General features: G+C 59.0%; 20 protein-coding genes. 12 read left to right on the forward strand and 8 right to left on the reverse strand.

Annotation, left to right across the window (positions count from 1 at the left end; translation table 11 throughout):
* The first annotated feature begins 5 nt into the window (after positions 1 to 5).
* A complete protein-coding gene (locus H598_RS0108370) occupies positions 6 to 1,181 on the forward strand; it encodes a DegT/DnrJ/EryC1/StrS family aminotransferase (protein WP_028112619.1) in 1,176 nt (391 codons plus the stop codon).
* Between the two features lie 62 nt (positions 1,182 to 1,243).
* Here H598_RS0108370 and H598_RS0108375 read toward each other — a convergent pair whose 3' ends face one another.
* The 6 genes from H598_RS0108375 to H598_RS0108400 all read right to left on the reverse strand — a co-directional run bounded on the left by H598_RS0108375 (position 1,244) and on the right by H598_RS0108400 (position 7,789).
* Positions 1,244 to 2,323, reverse strand: coding sequence for a glycosyltransferase family 52 (locus H598_RS0108375; protein WP_028112620.1), 1,080 nt, complete (start codon positions 2,321 to 2,323; stop codon positions 1,244 to 1,246).
* 24 nt (positions 2,324 to 2,347) lie between these two features.
* The gene (locus H598_RS0108380) at positions 2,348 to 3,385 is read right to left on the reverse strand and encodes a CDP-glycerol glycerophosphotransferase family protein (protein ID WP_051252591.1); all 1,038 of its coding nucleotides are present in this window, start codon (positions 3,383 to 3,385) and stop codon (positions 2,348 to 2,350) included.
* Positions 3,386 to 3,459: 74 nt separating this feature from the next.
* Positions 3,460 to 4,239 (reverse strand): glycosyltransferase family 2 protein, encoded by a 780-nt coding sequence (locus H598_RS0108385; RefSeq protein ID WP_028112622.1) that lies wholly within the window; start codon positions 4,237 to 4,239, stop codon positions 3,460 to 3,462.
* A 228-nt stretch (positions 4,240 to 4,467) separates the two neighbouring features.
* Positions 4,468 to 5,583: a glycosyltransferase family 4 protein gene (locus tag H598_RS0108390; protein ID WP_035415699.1), complete on the reverse strand. Its 1,116-nt coding sequence runs from the start codon at positions 5,581 to 5,583 to the stop codon at positions 4,468 to 4,470.
* Between the two features lie 96 nt (positions 5,584 to 5,679).
* Positions 5,680 to 6,678 (reverse strand): NAD-dependent epimerase, encoded by a 999-nt coding sequence (locus H598_RS0108395; RefSeq protein ID WP_028112624.1) that lies wholly within the window; start codon positions 6,676 to 6,678, stop codon positions 5,680 to 5,682.
* Between the two features lie 64 nt (positions 6,679 to 6,742).
* A complete protein-coding gene (locus tag H598_RS0108400) occupies positions 6,743 to 7,789 on the reverse strand; it encodes a glycosyltransferase family 9 protein (protein WP_028112625.1) in 1,047 nt (348 codons plus the stop codon).
* A gap of 151 nt (positions 7,790 to 7,940) precedes the next feature.
* On the opposite strand from H598_RS0108400, the gene H598_RS0108405 reads away from it, so the two are divergent.
* Positions 7,941 to 8,645: a 3-deoxy-D-manno-octulosonic acid kinase gene (locus H598_RS0108405; protein ID WP_028112626.1), complete on the forward strand. Its 705-nt coding sequence runs from the start codon at positions 7,941 to 7,943 to the stop codon at positions 8,643 to 8,645.
* On the opposite strand, the gene waaA is transcribed toward H598_RS0108405, so the two are convergent.
* A complete protein-coding gene (waaA, locus tag H598_RS0108410) occupies positions 8,626 to 9,900 on the reverse strand; it encodes a lipid IV(A) 3-deoxy-D-manno-octulosonic acid transferase (protein ID WP_028112627.1) in 1,275 nt (424 codons plus the stop codon). The genes H598_RS0108405 and waaA overlap by 20 nt on opposite strands.
* A 108-nt stretch (positions 9,901 to 10,008) precedes the next feature.
* Between waaA and H598_RS23765 the strand changes: the two genes are divergently transcribed.
* The 5 genes from H598_RS23765 (at position 10,009) to glpG (ending at position 14,438) form a co-directional block, all read left to right on the forward strand.
* On the forward strand, positions 10,009 to 10,719 hold the full coding sequence (locus tag H598_RS23765) for a TetR/AcrR family transcriptional regulator (protein WP_084144389.1): 711 nt from the start codon (positions 10,009 to 10,011) through the stop codon (positions 10,717 to 10,719).
* Between the two features lie 233 nt (positions 10,720 to 10,952).
* Entirely contained in the window at positions 10,953 to 12,152 is a 1,200-nt protein-coding gene (locus tag H598_RS0108420) for a glycine C-acetyltransferase (RefSeq protein WP_028112628.1), read from the forward strand.
* Between the two features lie 5 nt (positions 12,153 to 12,157).
* Complete coding sequence (tdh, locus tag H598_RS0108425) at positions 12,158 to 13,183, forward strand: L-threonine 3-dehydrogenase (RefSeq protein ID WP_028112629.1); 1,026 nt, start codon at positions 12,158 to 12,160, stop codon at positions 13,181 to 13,183.
* A 110-nt stretch (positions 13,184 to 13,293) separates the two neighbouring features.
* Positions 13,294 to 13,614 (forward strand): thiosulfate sulfurtransferase GlpE, encoded by a 321-nt coding sequence (glpE, locus tag H598_RS0108430; RefSeq protein WP_028112630.1) that lies wholly within the window; start codon positions 13,294 to 13,296, stop codon positions 13,612 to 13,614.
* Positions 13,611 to 14,438, forward strand: a complete 828-nt coding sequence (gene glpG / locus H598_RS0108435) for a rhomboid family intramembrane serine protease GlpG (protein WP_028112631.1) — start codon at positions 13,611 to 13,613, stop codon at positions 14,436 to 14,438. Before glpE ends, glpG begins: the two co-directional genes overlap by 4 nt.
* Here the strand turns inward: glpG and H598_RS0108440 are convergent.
* Positions 14,432 to 14,848, reverse strand: coding sequence for a flagellar basal body-associated protein FliL (locus H598_RS0108440; RefSeq protein ID WP_028112632.1), 417 nt, complete (start codon positions 14,846 to 14,848; stop codon positions 14,432 to 14,434). The genes glpG and H598_RS0108440 overlap by 7 nt on opposite strands.
* A 195-nt stretch (positions 14,849 to 15,043) precedes the next feature.
* Between H598_RS0108440 and H598_RS23770 the strand changes: the two genes are divergently transcribed.
* From H598_RS23770 to H598_RS0108465, 5 genes are all read left to right on the forward strand, one after another.
* Positions 15,044 to 15,607 carry a chorismate--pyruvate lyase family protein gene (locus H598_RS23770; RefSeq protein ID WP_051252592.1) on the forward strand — a complete coding sequence of 188 codons (564 nt, stop codon included), beginning with the start codon at positions 15,044 to 15,046 and terminating at the stop codon, positions 15,605 to 15,607.
* Positions 15,608 to 15,707: 100 nt separating this feature from the next.
* The gene (locus H598_RS0108450) at positions 15,708 to 16,067 is read left to right on the forward strand and encodes a hypothetical protein (protein WP_028112633.1); all 360 of its coding nucleotides are present in this window, start codon (positions 15,708 to 15,710) and stop codon (positions 16,065 to 16,067) included.
* Positions 16,068 to 16,130: 63 nt separating this feature from the next.
* Complete coding sequence (locus H598_RS23775; protein WP_051252593.1) at positions 16,131 to 16,844, forward strand: heavy metal-binding domain-containing protein; 714 nt, start codon at positions 16,131 to 16,133, stop codon at positions 16,842 to 16,844.
* 113 nt (positions 16,845 to 16,957) lie between these two features.
* Positions 16,958 to 17,347 (forward strand): hypothetical protein, encoded by a 390-nt coding sequence (locus H598_RS0108460; RefSeq protein ID WP_156896979.1) that lies wholly within the window; start codon positions 16,958 to 16,960, stop codon positions 17,345 to 17,347.
* A gap of 139 nt (positions 17,348 to 17,486) precedes the next feature.
* A complete protein-coding gene (locus tag H598_RS0108465; RefSeq protein ID WP_028112635.1) occupies positions 17,487 to 19,124 on the forward strand; it encodes an efflux RND transporter periplasmic adaptor subunit in 1,638 nt (545 codons plus the stop codon).
* Position 19,125 lies beyond the last annotated feature (1 nt).

Consider the following 19,125-nt stretch of genomic DNA (forward strand, 5'->3'; position numbering starts at 1 on the left):
ACAACGTGTTGAATACCCCCTTTTCCCCCTGGCCCAGTTACAGCCAGGAGGAGGCCGATAAGGCCGCCGAAGTGATCCTGTCCAACCGGGTGAACTACTGGACCGGCGGCGAGTGCCGCGAGTTTGAGAAAGAGTTTGCCGCCTGGTGCGAGTGCAATTACGCGGTGGCAGTGACCAATGGCACCGTGGCCCTGGATCTGGCCCTGAAGGCGTTGAACATCGGCGCCGGTGACGAGGTGATTACCACCTCGCGGACGTTTCTGGCCTCGGCGTCGTCCATCGTTACTGCGGGGGCCACGCCGGTGTTTGCCGACGTGGATCTGGACACCCAGAATGTCAGTGCCGACACCATCGAGGCGGTGCTGACCGAACGCACCAAGGCGGTGATCGTGGTGCACCTGGCGGGAATGCCGGCGGAGATGGACGCCATCATGGCGTTGGCAGAGCAGCGCGGTTTCTACGTCATCGAAGACTGTGCCCAGGCCCATGGTTGTCGCTACAAAGGCCGCCCGGTGGGCAGCATCGGCCATATCGGTGCCTGGTCGTTCTGCCAGGACAAGATCATGACCACCGCCGGTGAGGGGGGCATGGTGACCACCAACGACAAAGCGTTGTGGGCGGCGATGTGGAGCTACAAGGACCATGGCAAGAGCCATGCGGCGGTGTATGAGAAAGCCCATCCGCCGGGATTCCGTTGGCTGCACGAGAGTTTCGGTACCAACTGGCGCATGACCGAAGTACAGGGGGCCATCGGCCGTATCCAACTGCGGCGGATGGCCGACTGGCAGGCCAGGCGCACCGCCAACGCCGAGCGCTTGCTGAGCACCGCCAGTGAGTTTGCCCTGATTCGGTCGATACCGGTGCCGGACTACGTCACGCACGCCTGGTACAAGTGTTATCTGTTTATCGAACCTTCACAGTTGGCGCCGGGCTGGAGCCGGGACCGCATCGTGGCGGCGATCAACGACGCCGGGGTGCCGTGCATGCAGGGCAGTTGTTCCGAGGTGTACAACGAGAAAGCCTTTGATGGCACCGGTTGGCGTCCGGCTACGCCACTGGCCAATGCGGTGCAGTTGGGGGAGACCAGCCTGATGTTTCTGGTGCACCCGACGCTGACCGAGGCCGAGATGGACACCAGCTGTGAGGTGCTTCAGCGGGTGCTGACTCAGGCTCAGCGCTGAGTGTGTCGGCCAGAAACCAACAAGGGCACCCTAGGGTGCCCTTGTTGCGTGTTATGAGTTGTTCAGTCGTTACTGACGCTGACGAGGGCCTGTTTCAGAGCCTTTTGCCAGCGAGTGGGGTCGCTGCCCCAGCGGCCCAGAGTGTCGGCCAGAGTGGTGTCCGCCAGGGTCAGTCGGTGGCAGTGCTGCTCGAAGCCGGTGCCGGCGGCGGACAGGATCGAGATGGCCGGTATCACCGAAGGCATACCCAGCAAAATCGCCTCCAGCGGCACCTTGGCGTTCAGCACGGTGCAGCGCTGGGCAAACTCCTGGTACTGGTCGGTGTCTTCTGCCGGGTGAATCTTCAGGTACACCTGATAGCCCTGGGCCATCAGGGCGTCGATCAGGGTGCGGTAGATGGTCAGCTTGCCGGCCACCCCGCAGCCAGCGATGTTCTCTATGGGCTGGGTACTCAGCACCGCCTCGCGCTGGCCGGTGTGTGCCGGTGGCGTCAGCCGGAACAGCGTCAGCACCATGGCTGATTGTTCCTTGGGATCGAGGAAATCGATCTTAACCGCTTTGTGACTGATGGAGTCGGGGGCCCGCTCCGGCGTAAGCAGGTGCACCTGTCGGCAGCGGGGGCTTTCACCAAACACCTTATAAGACGGCGTACGACCGGTGAGTAGCCGCCCCAGTTGCTTGAAGGTCTTTACCGGCAGTTTGCGGTAGTTGCCTTCGCCGTCTTCGATGATGGAAAACTGGGGCACCACTCGACTGAACAGGCGGGCCATCTTGTTCTTTTCATTGAACAGCACCATTTGCGGCTGATCGGCCTCCAGCAATGCTCGGGACAGGGCCGGGGACAGGCTGGCCAACTGTTCGCAGAAGTGACGACGGAAGCGGGCCGGCGCCGGCAGATCGCGCATGGCCAGAAAATAGAACAGGGTGCCGGTCAGGGTTTTGCTTTGCAGTTTGCTGGTTGCCCGGCGGCTGAGCAGGTGCACCTGAATGTGATCGGGCAGCACCTCGGTATCCAGCAGGTCGGGGGTAATGCCCTGGTAGTCGGCAAACAGCACCACGTGAGACTGCACCTGAGGACGGGCATTGGCTCGTAACACGGCAAACAGCAGGTGACGCACGGTGGAGCAGACGTAAAATTCCATTGGGATTCCTTTGCCGAGTCCGGTCTACCAGCGCCAGTAGCCCAGGCTCTTTCGTTGCTTGAAGCGGCGGATCAGATTCAGTGGCTTGGCCTTGAGGTGCCCCAGCCCGGATTCGATCAGAGTGTTGACCGCCACCAGGACTCGCTCGGTGGAGCGGCCATCCCGGTAGGGGTGCAGTTGATTGCTGAATGCCTCGATGGCGGCCATCAACTCCGCCGGGCGGCTGTGGGCCAGCTCGAGGGCTTCGGCAATCTGCTCAGGCTCGGTGACGTTGAGCAGGTGTGGCTGTGGTGTCTGAGTATTGAAGGTGACCACTGGCTTTTGCTGCAGCAGGAACATCAACAACATCGATGAGGTGTCGCACAGCATCAGATCGGCGGCCTGCAGCAGCGGGATGACGTTGTCGGTTTCGACAAAGGTCAGGTTATCGTTTTGCATCCCCTTATAGGTGTCGATCACCGCCTGTTCCATCTTGGGATGGAACTGCACCAGAATGCGCCACTTGCCCGAGTCTCTCAGCGCTTCAAGCTCGGGTACCAGTTTTTTGGCGCAGCTGTACTTCTGAGAGAAGGTGGAGCAGAACAACAGAGTGGGCCTGGAATCGTTGCCGTCGAGGTAGGGGTTATCGGCGCAGGGGGTAAACAGCGGGTCCAGGTTGGCCCAGCCGGTTTCCACCACATCGAAGAAACCATGTTGCTTGGCCAATTCCACGAACGGAGCGGTGGTGTTGGGGCCCTGAGTGCAGTAGAGATCGAAGCAACCGCGAATCTCGAAGTGATCTTCGCGGCCCCGGCTGTTGATCTTGCCGGAGTTGAAGCCATGGAACACGCCCACCTTGATGCCGGGAATGAAACTGGGAACCACATTGCCAGGCACCAACACCGCATGGGGCTGCCACGCGCGTACCTCATCGATGCTCATCAACCGGCGTTCGTCCGACGCCAGAAACCCCGGGTCAACCTCATCGGTGGCCAGAAACCAGCACACCTCGCCGCCATGAGCCCGAATGGCCTGTTGCAGCGGCCGTAGCATGGCGTAAGCGTAACTTTGATGGATGAACATCAGATAGCGTTGATTATGACAGCGATGCACGTGGTACCCGTTAATGTCTGTTCGTCGATAAGCCGGTTTTGCGGTTACTTCTTCGGGGGATTGTCGCGGCGGTATTCCAGATACCACAGCCCGGCGTATTTGTTGAATGACGCCTGGGCGAACATCACCGCCATCATCAGGCCGCGACGGCCATCGAGGAAGCCCAGGCGAATGATGTAAATCAGCAAGAAGGTCCACAGGGCTCGCAGTACCGCCACTTCCGGCCCCAGGCTGGGTTTGCCCTGTTCGAAGTATTTCTGCGTGGTTTCCCAGGAGTAGGTGCGGTTTTTCTCCATCAGGTGGTCGAAACCGCGCAGGGAGTTGTGCATCAGGAAGCCGTCCTTAATGGTGGACATCTTGCCTTCGGTGACCACGTGGGCATGGACCACCACCGGGGTGATGTGGGCCCCTTCCCGCTTGAACAACCGCTTGGGTGCCCGAGCGGAGCGGCCGTGCTTCATCAGCTTGTCCATGATGACGTTGCCCCAGGGCAGCTTGAAGGCGGTCTCTTCGATGGTGTCCTGGGCCAGGATGTTGCCGATGGTGCGCTTCATGTTGTCGTCGAGCCATTCGTCGGCGTCGATGATCAGCGCCCAGTCACAGCTGGCCTGATCCAGGGCACGCTGCTTCTGAAAGCCGTCACCCGGCCAGTCTTCGGTGATCCACACCTTGTCGGTGTACTCACGGACAATGTCGATGGTGCTGTCGGTGCTGCCTGAATCGAACACGATGATCTCATCTGCAAATCCTTTGAGTGACTCCAGGCAGGGACGGATCCTGTCCTCTTCATTCATACAAATAATCAGGGCAGATAGGGTGTGCATCGATGTGATCCTTTCAGGGTTAAGAGCGGCCTATAGAATGCCAGTAATGGTGTGCCCTGACCGACTCAGAATCAACGTTTGTGACGGCGGTGGGCAAAGTCGACCAAAGGATATGATTCGGGATGTTAAAAGTCTAGTGACAGAGGGGGATAGAGGCAGAGAACCGATCGATTGTGGATGAAAAAGCGCTGCGGCTGTTGTTGGCGGTGACCGCAGCGCTGGGCCATTCTACAGGCGTCCGGTCAGCTGCTTATACAGCTGCAGGTGCTTATCGATGCCCTGTTGCACATTGAAAATGGTTTCGATGCGCTGGCGGGCATTGGCGCCAAAGGCGTCAGTCTGATCCCGATCCTGCCACAAACGGGTGATCGCTTTGCCCAGGGCCGGGGCGTCGCTGGGATCCACCACGTAGCCGGACTCGCCGTCTTTTACCAGCTCGGCATTGCCGCCGGTACTGGTGACAACCGCGGCCCGGCCGTAGGCCATGCCTTCAAGAATCGCCCGCGACAAGCCTTCCCGTTTGGTGGTCGGTAACACGATGATGTCGCTGGCACCAGAGACCTGAGGGGCGTCGTTGCGATAGCCCAGGGCGATCACCTTGCTGGGGTCTACCGCCTTGGCGGCCATCTCCTTGACCTTGGGATCGTCAGGATTGGCGCCCACCAGCAGGGTGTAGATGGGGGCATCTTTGGGAAAGTGGTGGGTGGCTTCCATCAGCACGTGCAGGCCTTTGCGGGGCCGAAGGTTGGCCACCAGCGACAGGGTAAAGGCATCGTCGGGCAGGTTCAGCGCCGACAGATCGGCTTTGGGGGCCTGATACCAATCCAGGGAATGGCCCTTGTAGATGGTGACCAGCTTGTCCTTGTTGCCCCACAGATGCTTGCGCAGATCCAATTCCACCGCCTTGGCCACGCAGACAATCTTGTCGATGCGGGGGTGCAGCATGTTCAGGTAGCTGGAGGGATCGTAGCGTTTAATGCTGCCAGTCTGACCGCGGTAGGCGATCACCTTGACCGGCAGGCCGATGGCGGCGGTAGCGCCGTTACTGATGGCGCGGCTGTTGAACAGGTGCAACAGCTCAAAGCCCTGGTCACGAATCAGTTTGCGGATGAAGCGAATGCTTTTGAGCGATAACTTGCCGTCGATCTTATGGGGAATGACCGTCAGGCCGTTGTCGCGGTAGTAGTCCACCAGAACCGATTCCGGGCTGCAAAGTACGCTGATGTCGGCCTCGCCGGATTGCTGCAGGCCGAACAGTTGAGCGGCTTCGGGACGCACCGGGTTGAGGTTGCTGCGGCCAAGGTAGTCGGCGATGACCAGGACTTTGATTTTCTGTTTTGACATGAAATTGAATCGGTTCTCTGGATGATAGGAGGATGCTAGAGGGTTGCCAGGAGGAACACAAGGGAAGCCGGGGCTTCCCTTGTGGGGCGAGGGCTCTTAGCCATAAAAAGCACGATACCAGTCGGCGAATTTCTGCAGGCCATCGGCCAGGGAGGTATCCGGGCTGAAGCCGACCGCCTGTTGCAGGTTGTCGGTGTCGGCGTAGGTGGTGTAGACGTCACCGGCCTGCATCGGTTTCATGTTGAGCTTGGCGGTGACGCCCAGAGCCTGCTCCAGGGTGCGAATAAAGGTCATCAGCTCCACCGGTTGATGGTTGCCGATGTTGAACAAGCGGTAGGGGGCGCTGGAGCTATCCGGGCTGGCGCAGTCGTTGTTGTCATCCCGCTCCGGTACCTGTTCCAGTATCCGCACCACGCCTTCGACGATGTCGTCGATGTAGGTGAAGTCCCGCGACAGCTTGCCGTGGTTGAAGACATCGATGGGCTCGCCAGCCAGCATCTTCTTGGTAAAGCTGAAGTAGGCCATGTCCGGCCGTCCCATGGGGCCGTACACGGTAAAGAACCGCAGACCGGTGGTAGGCAGGTCGTACAGGTGGCTGTAGGTGTGGGCCATCAGCTCGTTAGACTTCTTGGTGGCGGCGTACAGGCTGATGGGGTGATCGACGGCATCGGCTTCACTGAACGGCACTTTCTTGTTCATGCCGTACACCGACGAGGAGGAGGCGTACACCAGGTGTGGCACTTTCTGCTGACGACAGCCTTCGAGGATGGTCAGCATGCCGGCCAGGTTGGAGTCCAGATAAGCCATGGGGTTGTCGATGGAATAACGCACGCCGGCCTGGGCGGCCAGGTGGATCACCCGATCGAAATTGTCGTTGGCAAACAGCCGGGCCATGCCGTCCCGATCCGCCAGGTCCTGTTCGACAAACTGGAACCCCGGCTGGGGCAGCAGTTGCTTCAGCCGGGCTTGTTTCAGCTCGACGTCATAGTAATCATTGAGGTTGTCCAGACCAACGATTTGATGGCCTTCGGCCAGCAAACGCTGGCTGACGTAGTAACCGATGAAACCGGCGGCGCCGGTGATCAGAATGCGCATGACGCTGTTCCTATAACTGCTGCCCTGAGTCTGCCCCAAAGCAAAAAATGGAATATTGGCTGGCTTAAGTGTATGCCTCAAGGGCGCCGTTAACCTGTTCAATGACGGTATCGACATCGATGGCGGCCATCAGTTCGGCGCCTTTGGCTCGGGTACCAAAAGGGATCTGTGCCAACGGCGCCTGCTGCTGTTGCTCCACGTGTTGCTGATAGCAACTGGCCACCCAGTGCCGATACCGGTAGGGGCCGGTGCGAGCCGGGTTGGAGTGGGCGTACAGTCCCACCACCGGGGTGCCCTGAGTGACGGCCATGTGGGCCGGACCGGTATCGGGCGCCAGTACCAGCGTGGCCCGTCGCAACAGCGCCAGCAGTTGTTTCAGGTTGGTTTGCCCCACCAGGTTGACCAGTTGGGTATTGGCATGCTGTTGGATGGCGTCGGCCAGGGAAAGTTCCAGGGCCGCCGGACCGCCGCACAGCATCACCGTCATGCCGAGGCTGGCAGCATGGTCTGCCACGGCGGCATAGCGCTCTGGCAGCCAGTTGCGCTCGGCTTTACTGGCGGCGGCGCAAATCACCAGGGTGCGTTGTCCGTCGGGAATCTGCAGGGCGGCAAACTGGTGATCGGCTGCGCTGATGGGCATGTTCCAGCTTGGATCGGTGTCGGTTACCCCCAGTTCGCGGGCAAAATTCATAAAACCGTCCAGCACGTGGGGACTGGCCTGGGGGGCGATGCGGTGGTTGGTAAACAGCCACTGCCCCTCTTTGGCCCGGTCTCGATCAAACCCCACCTTTACCTTGGCACGAATGCCCAGGGTGGCCACCGAGGCTCGCAGGGCAACCTGCATGTGCAACAGCACATCGAAATGGCGGCCTTTGAGGGTGCGCCACAGAGCCTTGTATCCCTGCCAGCCCTGGCGTTTGTCGAACACGACCAGCTCGACACCGTCGAGACCGTCCAGCAGGGCGGCTTCGATCTTGCCCACGATCCAGGTGATGGCGGCATCGGGGTGCCGCTTTTGCAGCGCCTGCACCATGGCCACGGCATGACAGACATCGCCGATGGCCGACAGGCGCATGATGCAGATGGAGTTAACTTTGCTTGGAATGGGCATAATTGGGCTGGTGGTTGCCGTAAAATCGCAAGTTTAAAGAAATTCTCGGCGCTGACCAAGTGCCGTTTGGGTTTGTCGGTTGCGTTGCCCGGGTTGTGGCTCCACAATGGCGTCACTTTTGTGATTTCTAATGGCGCCACCGAGAGTTGTCATGCAATTGACTGAACACCGAGAGAACACCCTGCTGCTGGCAGACGACAGTCCCGCCAAGGAGTGCTGGTTTGACCGGGAATGGCTTCAGCGCGGTAACCGCATTGATGGTCATTCCGATGCCAGTGGCCGAAACCCGGCGCTGTTTCTGAAGATCGACGGCGGTCATTTTGTGCTGCGTCATTACTACCGGGGCGGGTTACCGGGCAAGCTGATTGAAGATGCTTATTTGTGGCCGGGCCTGAATAAGACCCGGGCCTATCGGGAGCTGAAGTTGCTGGAGCAGATTCAGGCGCTGCAGTTGCCTGCCTGTCGACCGGTTGCCGCTCGCATCGAGCGCCAGGGATTCAGCTACCGTGCCGACCTGATCACCGAGCGACTGATGGGCTGTCAGGACTTGGTGGGGGCGCTGTCTCAGGCGTCGTTGAGCGAGTCGCGCTGGATTCAGCTGGGTCAGGTGCTGGCCCGGTTCCACCAGGCCGGGGTCTACCATGCCGATCTTAATGCCCGCAACATTCTGCTGGATAGCGAACAGTTCTACCTGATCGATTTTGACCGCGGTGAGATGCGCAAACCCGATCGCAAATGGCAGCAGGCCAACCTGGACCGGTTGCAGCGATCACTGCGCAAAGAGGCGCAGCGGGTCTCCGGGCTGAAGTGGCAGGAGAGTGACTGGTCGCTGCTGCTTAAGGGGTACCGGCTGTAATGGCGTCGCGGATCACCTGCAGTTGTCGCTCGGTGGCACCGCGGTTCTGAGACACGAACAGCAGCGCCGCCTCGCCCATGCTCTGCCGCTGACGGCGATCATTGAGCAGGCTGCGCAGGGTCTCGGTCAACTGACCTTGATTCGCCACGGTGAGCAGCGCGCCGTGTTGCTGCAACTGATCGCCGATCTCCTGAAAATTGAAGTAATGCGGTCCCATTAGCACCGGTTTACCAAACGCCGCCGGTTCCAGTGGATTGTGCCCACCTCGCTCGATCAGGCTGCCGCCCACCAAGGCGATGTCGCAGCCGCCGTACAATCCCATCAACTCTCCCATGGTGTCGCCCACCAGTACCTGGGTGTCGGCAGCCACCTCGGTGGTCTGGCTGCGGCGTTGCAGGGTCAGTCCGGCCTGTTGGCACAGATCGGCGGCATGATCAAATTGTTCCGGGTGCCGGGGCACCAACACCAGCAGTAACTCAGGGTGGGTGCGCAGCAGTTGCTGATGGCTGGCCACAACCTGCTCGAACTCACCGGGGTGGGTGGACGCGGCAATCCAGCGGGGGCGGGCACCAAACAGTGTTTGCCCCAATTCCGCGGCCTGCTGACGGGCCGGTTTGTCGATGGGGATATCAAATTTCAGGCTGCCGCAATCGATAAGACGGGCGGCGCTGACCCCTAATTTGACCAAGCGGGCGCCGTCGTTGCTGTTCTGGGCGGCCACCGCCGTGAGTCGGTTCAGCATCGGCCCCACCAGCTTGGGAAACCGGCCGTAACCCCGGGCGGAGCGCTCAGACAGGCGGGCGTTCGCCAGGATCACCGGAGTGTGGCGGCAGAAACTGTGGTGGATCAGGTTAGGCCACAGTTCAGTTTCCATAAGAATGATCGCTTTTGGCTTTAATTTGTTCAGGAAACGGCGCATTATCAGCGAATGATCCATGGGCAGGTAGCAGTGAAAGACGCTGTCGCCCAGGTGTTTTTTGACCTGCTGTGATCCCGTCGGAGTGGTGGTGGTCACCAACAACAGGGTGGTCGGATACTGCTGTTGCAGCTTTCTGATCAACGGCAGTGCCGCCAGGGTCTCACCCATGGAGGCGCAGTGGATCATCAGTGGACCGCTGACCCGGGGGAGACCCAGTGCGAACCGTTCCCCTAGCCGGCCTCGGTAGTCCGGACTCTTGAGTGCACGCCAGCCGAAATAGAGCAGCGCCAAAGGGGTAGCAAGAATAAGCAGTAAGCTGTAACTGATTCGGTTCATGGTTGGATAACTATCAGGGAGACGCCCGCATCATAGAGCAGGGCGCATACTGTTTCAAATCTAGCCACGCCAAGGTAAGCTAGCGGGTGACAAAGAGAAGGCGAGCCCATGAAAACTAAAGATAAAATTATTCTAGCCAGTTGTGAGCTGTTTAATCAGCATGGCGAACGGGCGATTACGACCAATCACATTGCGGCCCATCTTGGGATCAGCCCGGGTAATCTGTATTACCACTTCCGCAACAAGGAAGACATCATTCGCAGCATCTACAGCGAATATGAAAGCTACATTCTGGAGGCATTTCGCCCCTACGACGTAGAGAGCGAGAGTGATCTCGGTTTTATGGTGCGTTACCTGGACGGAATGTTCAAGGTGATGTGGCGGTACCGGTTTTTCTACGCCAACCTGGCGGACATTCTCAATCGGGATCAGGAGTTGCGTAAGCGCTACATCGAAGTGCAAAAAAAGATGGACGTGCAGTCCTCCAGTGCATTGCGGATTTTGCGTGACAACGGCACCGTGGTGCTGGCGGACATCTACATTGCCGATCTGGCCCAGACCCTGAAGATGATCATCACCTGCTGGATCGGATTCCAGAGTGCCCAGAAGGTGGATGGCAACCTGTCTAAAGATGAGATCTATCAGGGTGTGCTGCGGGTGTTGACCACCTTCCGCGGCTACATCTCTGAAAAGGCGCGGCCGGAATTTGATCGCATCGAAGCCCAGTACCGGCAGTTGCTGAAGCAGGTGGAAAGCCGCTCCGAAGCGTCTATGGCCGACGAATCGCTGTTGGATACGCTCAAGCCATCGGACCAGTAAATCCCACTTTTGTTGCATTAAAGCGCAATTTGCTGCTGCGCTGATCGCGCTCCCTCGTTAGAATGTCGGCAATAAAAAAAAGATGGCCGACGCTCATCAACGACGCCACCTCCTCCGTCCCCAGACCGCTGCGGCACAGAATCCTGTGCCGCCTGACACCGGCGTGACCACGGAGAGGAGCGCTGCGGCGTCGACCATTGGTCCAATAATTCAGGATGCCAACGGGAGGCAGCATGTCATCTTCTGCATTTTACGCTCAGATTCAGCAACAGCTGGAGGGCGTAAAAGCCGATGGGCTTTACAAGCATGAGCGGGTGATCACTTCACCTCAACAAACCGCCATCGAAGTGAGCAGCGGCGAAACGGTCATCAACTTCTGCGCCAATAACTACCTGGGACTGGCCAATCACCCGACCCTGGTGTCGGCGGCGCAGCAAGGGCTCAGTGATCACGGTTTTGGTATGGCCTCGGTGCGGTTTATCTGCGGCACTCAGAACATCCATAAGCAACTGGAAGCCAAGCTGTCCGAGTTCCTGGGAATGGAAGACACCATCCTGTACTCCTCCTGCTTTGACGCCAATGCCGGCCTGTTTGAAACCCTGCTGGGCCCCGAAGACGCCATCATCAGTGATGCCCTCAACCACGCCTCCATCATCGATGGCGTTCGTTTGTGCAAAGCCAAGCGGTTCCGCTATGCCAACAACAACCTGGTCGAATTGGAGCAGTGCCTGCAGCAGGCGGCCGAAGCTGGCTGTCGCCATACGCTGATCGCCACCGACGGCGTGTTTTCCATGGATGGTGTCATCGCCAACCTGGAAGGCATCTGCGATCTGGCGGACAAGTACGGTGCCCTGGTGATGGTGGATGATTCCCATGCGGTCGGCTTTGTTGGTGAAAACGGCCGTGGCACCCACGAGCATTGTCAGGTGATGGAGCGGGTCGATATCATTACCGGCACCCTGGGCAAGGCTCTGGGCGGCGCCTCCGGTGGCTTTACCGCCGCCAAAAAAGAGGTGATCGATTGGTTGCGTCAGCGCAGCCGTCCCTACCTGTTCTCCAACTCCCTGGCCCCGGCCATCGTGTCGGCCTCCATTGAGGTGCTGGACATGATTGCCGACGGGCATGAACTGCGTGCTAAGCTTTGGGACAATGCGGCGCATTTCCGCGCCCGCATGAGCGAAGCCGGTTTTACCCTGGCTGGTGCCGACCATGCCATCATTCCGGTGATGATCGGGGACGCGGCGTTGGCGGCGGAGTTTTCCGACCGACTGTTGGCCGAGGGGATCTACGTCATTGGCTTCTCCTTCCCGGTGGTACCGAAAGGGGCGGCGCGAATCCGTACTCAGATGTCGGCGGCGCACACCCGGGCTCAACTCGACCAAGCCATTGATGCCTTTATCCGCATCGGCAAAGAGCTGGAGATCATTGCATGACCACCATGAAAGCGTTATCGAAGCTTAAGCCGGAGATGGGCATCTGGATGGTGGAGGCGCCCAAGCCCAAGCTGGGTCACAATGATCTGCTGATTAAGATTAAGAAGACCGCCATCTGCGGTACCGACGTGCACATCTACAACTGGGACGAGTGGTCGCAAAAGACCATTCCTGTCCCCATGGTGGTGGGCCACGAGTACGTGGGTGAAGTGGTGGACATGGGCCAGGAGGTGCGCGGGTTTGCCCTCGGCGATCGGGTCTCTGGCGAGGGTCACATCACCTGCGGTCACTGTCGTAACTGCCGAGGCGGCCGCACTCACCTGTGTCGCAATACCATTGGCGTGGGCGTGAACCGCGAGGGGGCATTTGCCGAGTATCTGGTGATTCCGGCCTTCAATGCGTTCAAGATTCCCGACGACATCAGTGACGATCTGGCGTCGATCTTCGACCCCTTCGGCAACGCGGTGCACACCGCCCTGTCGTTCGATCTGGTGGGTGAAGATGTGCTGATCACCGGGGCCGGCCCCATTGGTATCATGGCGGCGGCGGTTGCCAAGCATGTGGGCGCTCGCCACGTGGTGATCACCGACGTCAACGATTACCGGCTGGAGTTAGCCGCCAAGATGGGCGCGACCCGGGCCGTCAACGTTGCCAAAGAGAAGCTGGAAGATGTCATGGCCGAACTGGGCATGACCGAAGGTTTCGACGTGGGGCTGGAGATGTCCGGTGTGCCCAGTGCCTTTAATTCGATGCTGGAAACCATGAATCACGGTGGCAAGATTGCCATGCTGGGCATTCCTCCCGGCAGCATGGGCATCGATTGGGGCAAGGTTATCTTTAAGGGGCTGGTGATCAAAGGGATCTACGGCCGCGAGATGTTTGAGACCTGGTACAAGATGGCCAGCCTGATTCAGTCTGGGTTGGACATCACTCCGATCATTACCCACCACTACCCCATCGATGAGTTCCAACAGGGCTTCGATGTGATGCGCAGTGGTCAGTCGGGCAAGGTGATCCTGAACTGGGACTAACGTCGTTGCCGGCGACGGTGCGTTCACAAGGTCGGCCATGCGCCGGCCTTTTTTATTCGGCGACGTTTTCGTTAAGATGGGGCAACGAGCGGAGCCCGCAGGAGGACAGTGTGGCCAAATACGACAATATCGACCTGACGCAGTTGCAGTCGTTGCAGCAGCAGGGAGAGGTGCAACTGGTGGACATCCGTGACCCGGAGGCGTTTGCCCGTGGCCACATCCCCGGCGCGCTCAGGTTGCATCAGGGCAATCTGGCTCAGTTTATGATGGAAGGGGAATACGACGACCCACTGGTGGTGATCTGTTATCACGGCATCTCCAGCCAGAGCGCGGCCGAGTATCTGGCGGAACAGGGGTTTGAGCAGGTGTTCAGCCTCATCGGCGGCATGGAGGCCTGGTCGAAATCCGGTGCCGAGGTGGAGGCAGGATGATCTCCCTGGGGGTATTGAATCAGCCAAGGGCGGCGCAGGCGTTTGTCGATTACCTGGCTAGTCGCGGCATTCAGGCTCAGCTGCAGCCGCTGGAGCAGGGGGTCGAGATCTGGGTGGCCGATGCCGATCACGACGCCGCCGATCAGGAGCTGCAGCGATTTTTGCAGGATCCGAATCATCGGCGCTATCACGAAGCCAGTTGGCATACTGGCAGCACCAGTAATGGTCTGAACTATGGCAAGCCGCTGTCTCAGTCCCTGGCCGGCATACTGTCACAGGCTGGCCCGCTGACCCTGGTGGTGATGCTGGTGTGCATCGCCATCTACATCCCCTGGTTTCTGGGGTGGCAACGGCCCCTGTTTGATGCCCTGCACTTCTTTGGCAGCTGGCAGGCCTTCTCGGTGCAGGAGTTCTGGCGGGTATTTACCCCGACGCTGATCCACTTCGACCCCATGCACATTGTGTTCAATCTGCTGTGGTGGTGGTATCTGGGGGGCAAGCTGGAGCTGCGTCTGGGTAGCGGCAAGCTGATGGTGCTGCTGTTGGTCGGTGGGACGCTGCCGAATCTGGTGCAGTTTGCGCTCAGTGGTCCAAACTTCGGTGGCTTGTCCGGGGTGGTGTACGCCCTGGTCGGTTACAGCTGGATCAGCGGTCGATTACGGCCGCAGGCGGGCATCGGCCTGCCTTCCTCCTACATGGGGTTTCTGGTGATGTGGTTGCTGCTGGGGTTCATGGGGCTGTTTAATATGGCCAACTGGGCCCACCTGGGCGGGCTGTTGGTTGGTCTGGTTCAGGGAGCCTTAGACGCCAGGCGGCGCTACTGATACAGGAATTTGGTGAACAGCAGGTTGACCAACAGCGGTTCACCCACCTCTTTCTCCAGCATATTGTTGACCGTCTCAAAGCAGAGTCGGCGGATCTGTTCTCGGCCGGTGAGGGATTTAATTCTCTCTTCGGTCTGCTCGCCAAGAATCTCGATGATGGTACTGCGGATCAGTGGTGCATGATGCTCGACAATGGCCACGTTGCTGGCATCTTCCAGCATCAACTCGATGTTGACGCGAATGTAGCCCAGGCGCGAGGATTCGGTAACGTAGTTGGTGACAATCTCCGGTTCCAGTCCGTAGTAGCCATAGCTGTCGGTGGCTTCGGCTTCTTCCGCCGGTGCTTGTTCGGCGTGCACTGAAGGACAAAGCACCAGGGCCAAGATAAACATAATGTTGGCAAATCGCATTCGGCTTGTTTCTCCAATCGCACGTGTAGGTAGTCAGCGAGTCAACTCTAATACAGAGTGAGGCTTGGCTCCACAACTAGTTTTGATACTATGTGTGATGCCAATCGAATTCGCGGTCTGCCGAAGTGTGCGCAGGCGCCGCCGCAACCGGGCCGTGCCCGTCTGGCGAAAGCGGAACGACAAACAGGAGTTGTAATGACGGCGACCACCCTTAACCCCCTGAGCCATGCGGACGTTTCGCCGGCCGTCAACCTTGAACAGCCGCCGAAAAAATTGCTGCCCTGGTTGCAGGACAAGGGATCGTTGACCCTGAAACTGAAGGCGTTGTGCCGCAACTTCGAGGTGGAATTGCTGCAGGAGGGGGTGTTGCCGGCGGCCCAGCCCGGACCGGGTTGGGCGTTGGGGCAGCCGATCTGGCAGCGGGAAGTGCTGCTGAAGTTGGATGGTGTGGCCTGGGTGTACGCCAATACCGAGGTTCCGATGAGCACGCTGGATGCCTCGGAGATCGATTTCGCCTCCCTGGGGCGTCAGCCTCTGGGAGAGCGGCTGTTTGCGGCTTCAAACCTGGTTCGGGGGCCGCTCAAGGTCTGTCATTATGGCGATAACAGTACTGCGGTCTGGCAGGCCCGCAGGCTGGGTTTTCAGGCCCAAGAAGGGCTGTGGGGACGACAGCGGGAGTTTGAGTTGCAGCATCGCTGTCTGCGGATCAGTGAGGTATTTCTGCCTTCATCTTATTCGACGCTACTTAAAACATGCTGATTTTTAATCCATTACAATCGGTTGAACTGTGAAGTACGACTCATTCTCTTTGCCGCTGTTGCGCAACAATATAACCACTTTCTAATGTAATGAGTGTCCGATGCCCCGCCTGACTGTGGTTCTGATGGTGTTTCTGTCCTTGGCCCTGATGATTCAGGGCTCGGTGGCACAGATCCATCTGGCGCCCAAGACCGAGGCCATCAGTCACCACTCGGCCGTGCTCGGAGAGTCGGCGCCGTCCCAGTCTTCTTGCTGTCAGCCATCAACGCCTCCCTGTCATGATCATAACCATCCCTGTCAGGGGGAGTGTGGTCAGTGCCAGATTCTGGTGGCCCCTTCCGGTATTCTGGGGTCGATGGTGAGTATGCTGTTGACCACCGTCGGCGGCACCCCGATGCATGTCCCGGCGCATTTTGCCTCTGTGGTTCAGGAGCAGGCCCTGCGTCCTCCCATTGGTTAGCTGCGGTTGATATCAAGGCCTTTGGCCATTTCACAATTTGCTGACTAATTTTGGAGAGTTAAAATGAAAAATCTGTTTACTGCCCTGGCGCTGATGGCCGCGATGATGCTGTCTCCGCTGACTCTGGCCCATTCTGATGGTCATGGCCATGGTGCCATGACCCATAGCGCAGAGGCGGTGTATGCTTGCCCGATGCATCCCAAGGTGCAAGGCCAGCAGGGCGACGAATGCCCCAAGTGCGGCATGAAGTTGCAGGCGATGGCACAGCACCACAAGGGTTGCGATAAGGCCAACTGCCCCAAGCACCAGGGGATGCAGCAGCACCACAAGGATTGCGATAAGGCCAATTGCCCCAAGCACCAGGGGATGCAGCAGCACCACAAGGATTGCGACCAGGCCAACTGCCCCAAGCACCAGGGAATGCAGCAGCACCACAAGGGTTGCGATAAGGTCAACTGCCCTAAGCACCAAGGAATGCAGCAGCACCACAAGGATTGCGATAAGGCCAACTGTCCTAAGCACCAGGGAATGCAGCACCACCAGGGCCACTACACCCACGCCTGTCCGATGAACCCTAAGGTGGTCGGTATGGCCGGTGACAGTTGCCCGGTGTGTGGTATGGATCTGGAGCCTGTGGCCAAAGCCGATCGTAAGGCTTACACCCACGCCTGCCCGATGAATCCGGCCATTCGTGGCTTTGCAGGCGACAGTTGCCCGAAATGCGGCATGGATCTGGAGCCTATGGCCTCGGCGACTTCCGGCCATCAGCACCATTGATGAGGCCGTCTTATTGGCGCCTCGAGCTCGCTGGCGCCAATAAAGTTGAACTATTGGATGGGAAATCGTTCATAATGGTGATCCTGGCTGTGGCCTGTTAACTGGAATTCGATGTGCACTCATTGCTGAGAATCTTGAGTATGGTGGTGTTGTCTCTGGCGCTTTTGAGCCAGGGGGCAGTGGCGCGCATGCCGATGATGCCGATGGTGGATGTCGATAACTCCGCCATGATGGCAGCCATGGATTGCCACGGCAGTGCCGAGATGACCCAGAAGCAGATGGCGGACGACGGTGATTGCTGCTGTGACCACGATGCAGAGCCGGGCAGCGTTATGAGCTGTCAGGGCGGTTGCAGCCAATGCCAGGATTGCTCACCCGGGTCTTCCTCTCTGATTGCGGCGCTGTGGACCAGTGCCGGCCCTCAGCCTCTGGAACCCCATTTCTACTTTGTCTCCTTTGACTCCGTCTACCTGGAGTCCGATGAACGACCTCCCATCGTTTAGATCTTCATAGCAATACGACGACTTTGACGTAGCGGGTGCCGTGACTGGCACCCCATTTAAGCAGCTTCGATTGCATTCGATGTTGTGACTATGAAGTACGGCTGACGGCCATGATCCGGCAGCCGAAGGAGAATCCACTATGATTCGCACCCAATACCGCCACTGGGTCTACCCGGTGCTGGCCCTGTTTCTGCTGATGCCCGCCCTTACGGCTGTGGTGCACGCCGAGTCTCATGATCATGGGGCAGTGGCGGCGCAAGCCGGTGTCTATGCCTGCCCGATGCACCCGCAGGAGACCGGGCACAAGGGCGATCGCTGCCCCAAGTGCAACATGTTCCTGACCAAGGTAGAGGCAGAGTATGCCTGCCCGATGCACCCGCAGGAGACTGGGCACAAGGGCGATCGCTGCCCCAAGTGCAACATGTTCCTGACTAAAGAAGAGGCAGAGTATGCCTGCCCGATGCACCCGCAGGAGACTGGGCACAAGGGCGATCGTTGCCCCATCTGCAACATGTTTCTGGTCGCAGAAGAGGAGGAAGAGGCAACCGAACATCAAGGCCATGACCACTCGGCCATGGATAAGGGCTCACAACCATTGGCCTCGCCGGCGACGGCTGCGCCAACGTTGATTCCCGTCGATTCCGGTCCACAAGGACAGGTGAAATACGTCTGCCCAATGCATCCGCACATAGTGTCCGATGAACCCGGTACCTGCCCCATCTGTGGCATGAACCTGGAGAAGGTGGACCTGGGTGGCAGTACCGAAGAGGTGGTGGTCGGGGTGCCCGGCGGCATGCAGCAGGCGCTGGGCATGCGGGTACAGACCATCGAGCAGGGGACCTTGTGGCGGTACATCAATACCATCGGCACGGTCGAATACGATCAAGACGCCATCAGCCACGTCCACGCCCGGGTGTCCGGCTGGATTGAGAAGCTGGGGGTGGCATCCGCCGGAGATGAGGTGAAACAGGGGGAGTTGCTGTTTGAGCTGTACAGCCCGGATTTGGTCAGTGCCCAGGACGACTTTTTGCTGGCGCTGGATACCCTGAAGCGGGATAAGCGCCGCGGCGGTGAACTGATTCGAAAGGCCCGTTTGCGACTGGAGTTGCTCGGCATGGATTCGGCCCTGATTCAGGCGTTGGAGCGCAGTGGCCAGACCCTGTATCGGGTTCCCTTCTACGCCCAGCACGACGGGGTCATCAGCGAGCTTAACGTCCGCGATGGTATGTACATTCAGCCCTCAACCGAGGTGCTCAAACTGGTGGACTTAAACCGGGTCTGGGTGATTGCCGAGGTGTTTGAAAACCAGCAGGGCTGGTTCCGTCAGGGGCAGGCGGCCGCAGTCACGGCTTCGGCGCTGGGGCTGTTTGAGCTGGATGGCAACATCGACTACATCTATCCGGAATTGGATCCGGTGACTCGGGCCATGCAGGTACGGGTAGCGCTGGCCAATCCGGAAGGCAAGCTGAAGCCCGGCTCCTTGGTGGACGTGGAGCTGTATGGTACCGCCAAGCGGAATTTGACTCTGGTCCCCACCGAGGCGCTGATTCAGACGGGTCGCAATAACCGGGTCGTGGTGCAGCAGAGCGACACCGAGTTTGTGGTCAAAGAGGTGCAGCTGGGAATGATTGCCAAGGGAATGGCTGAGGTGTTGTCCGGTGTGACTCCCGGTAATCGGGTGGTGGTGTCCGGGCAGTTTTTGCTGGACTCAGAGGCCAGCCTTAAAGGCAGTCTGATGCGCATGAGCAACGGCGCATCTGCCGGCCACAATCACTAGG

It is taken from the genome of Ferrimonas kyonanensis DSM 18153, assembly GCF_000425405.1.
In the GTDB taxonomy this organism is placed as follows: domain Bacteria; phylum Pseudomonadota; class Gammaproteobacteria; order Enterobacterales; family Shewanellaceae; genus Ferrimonas; species Ferrimonas kyonanensis.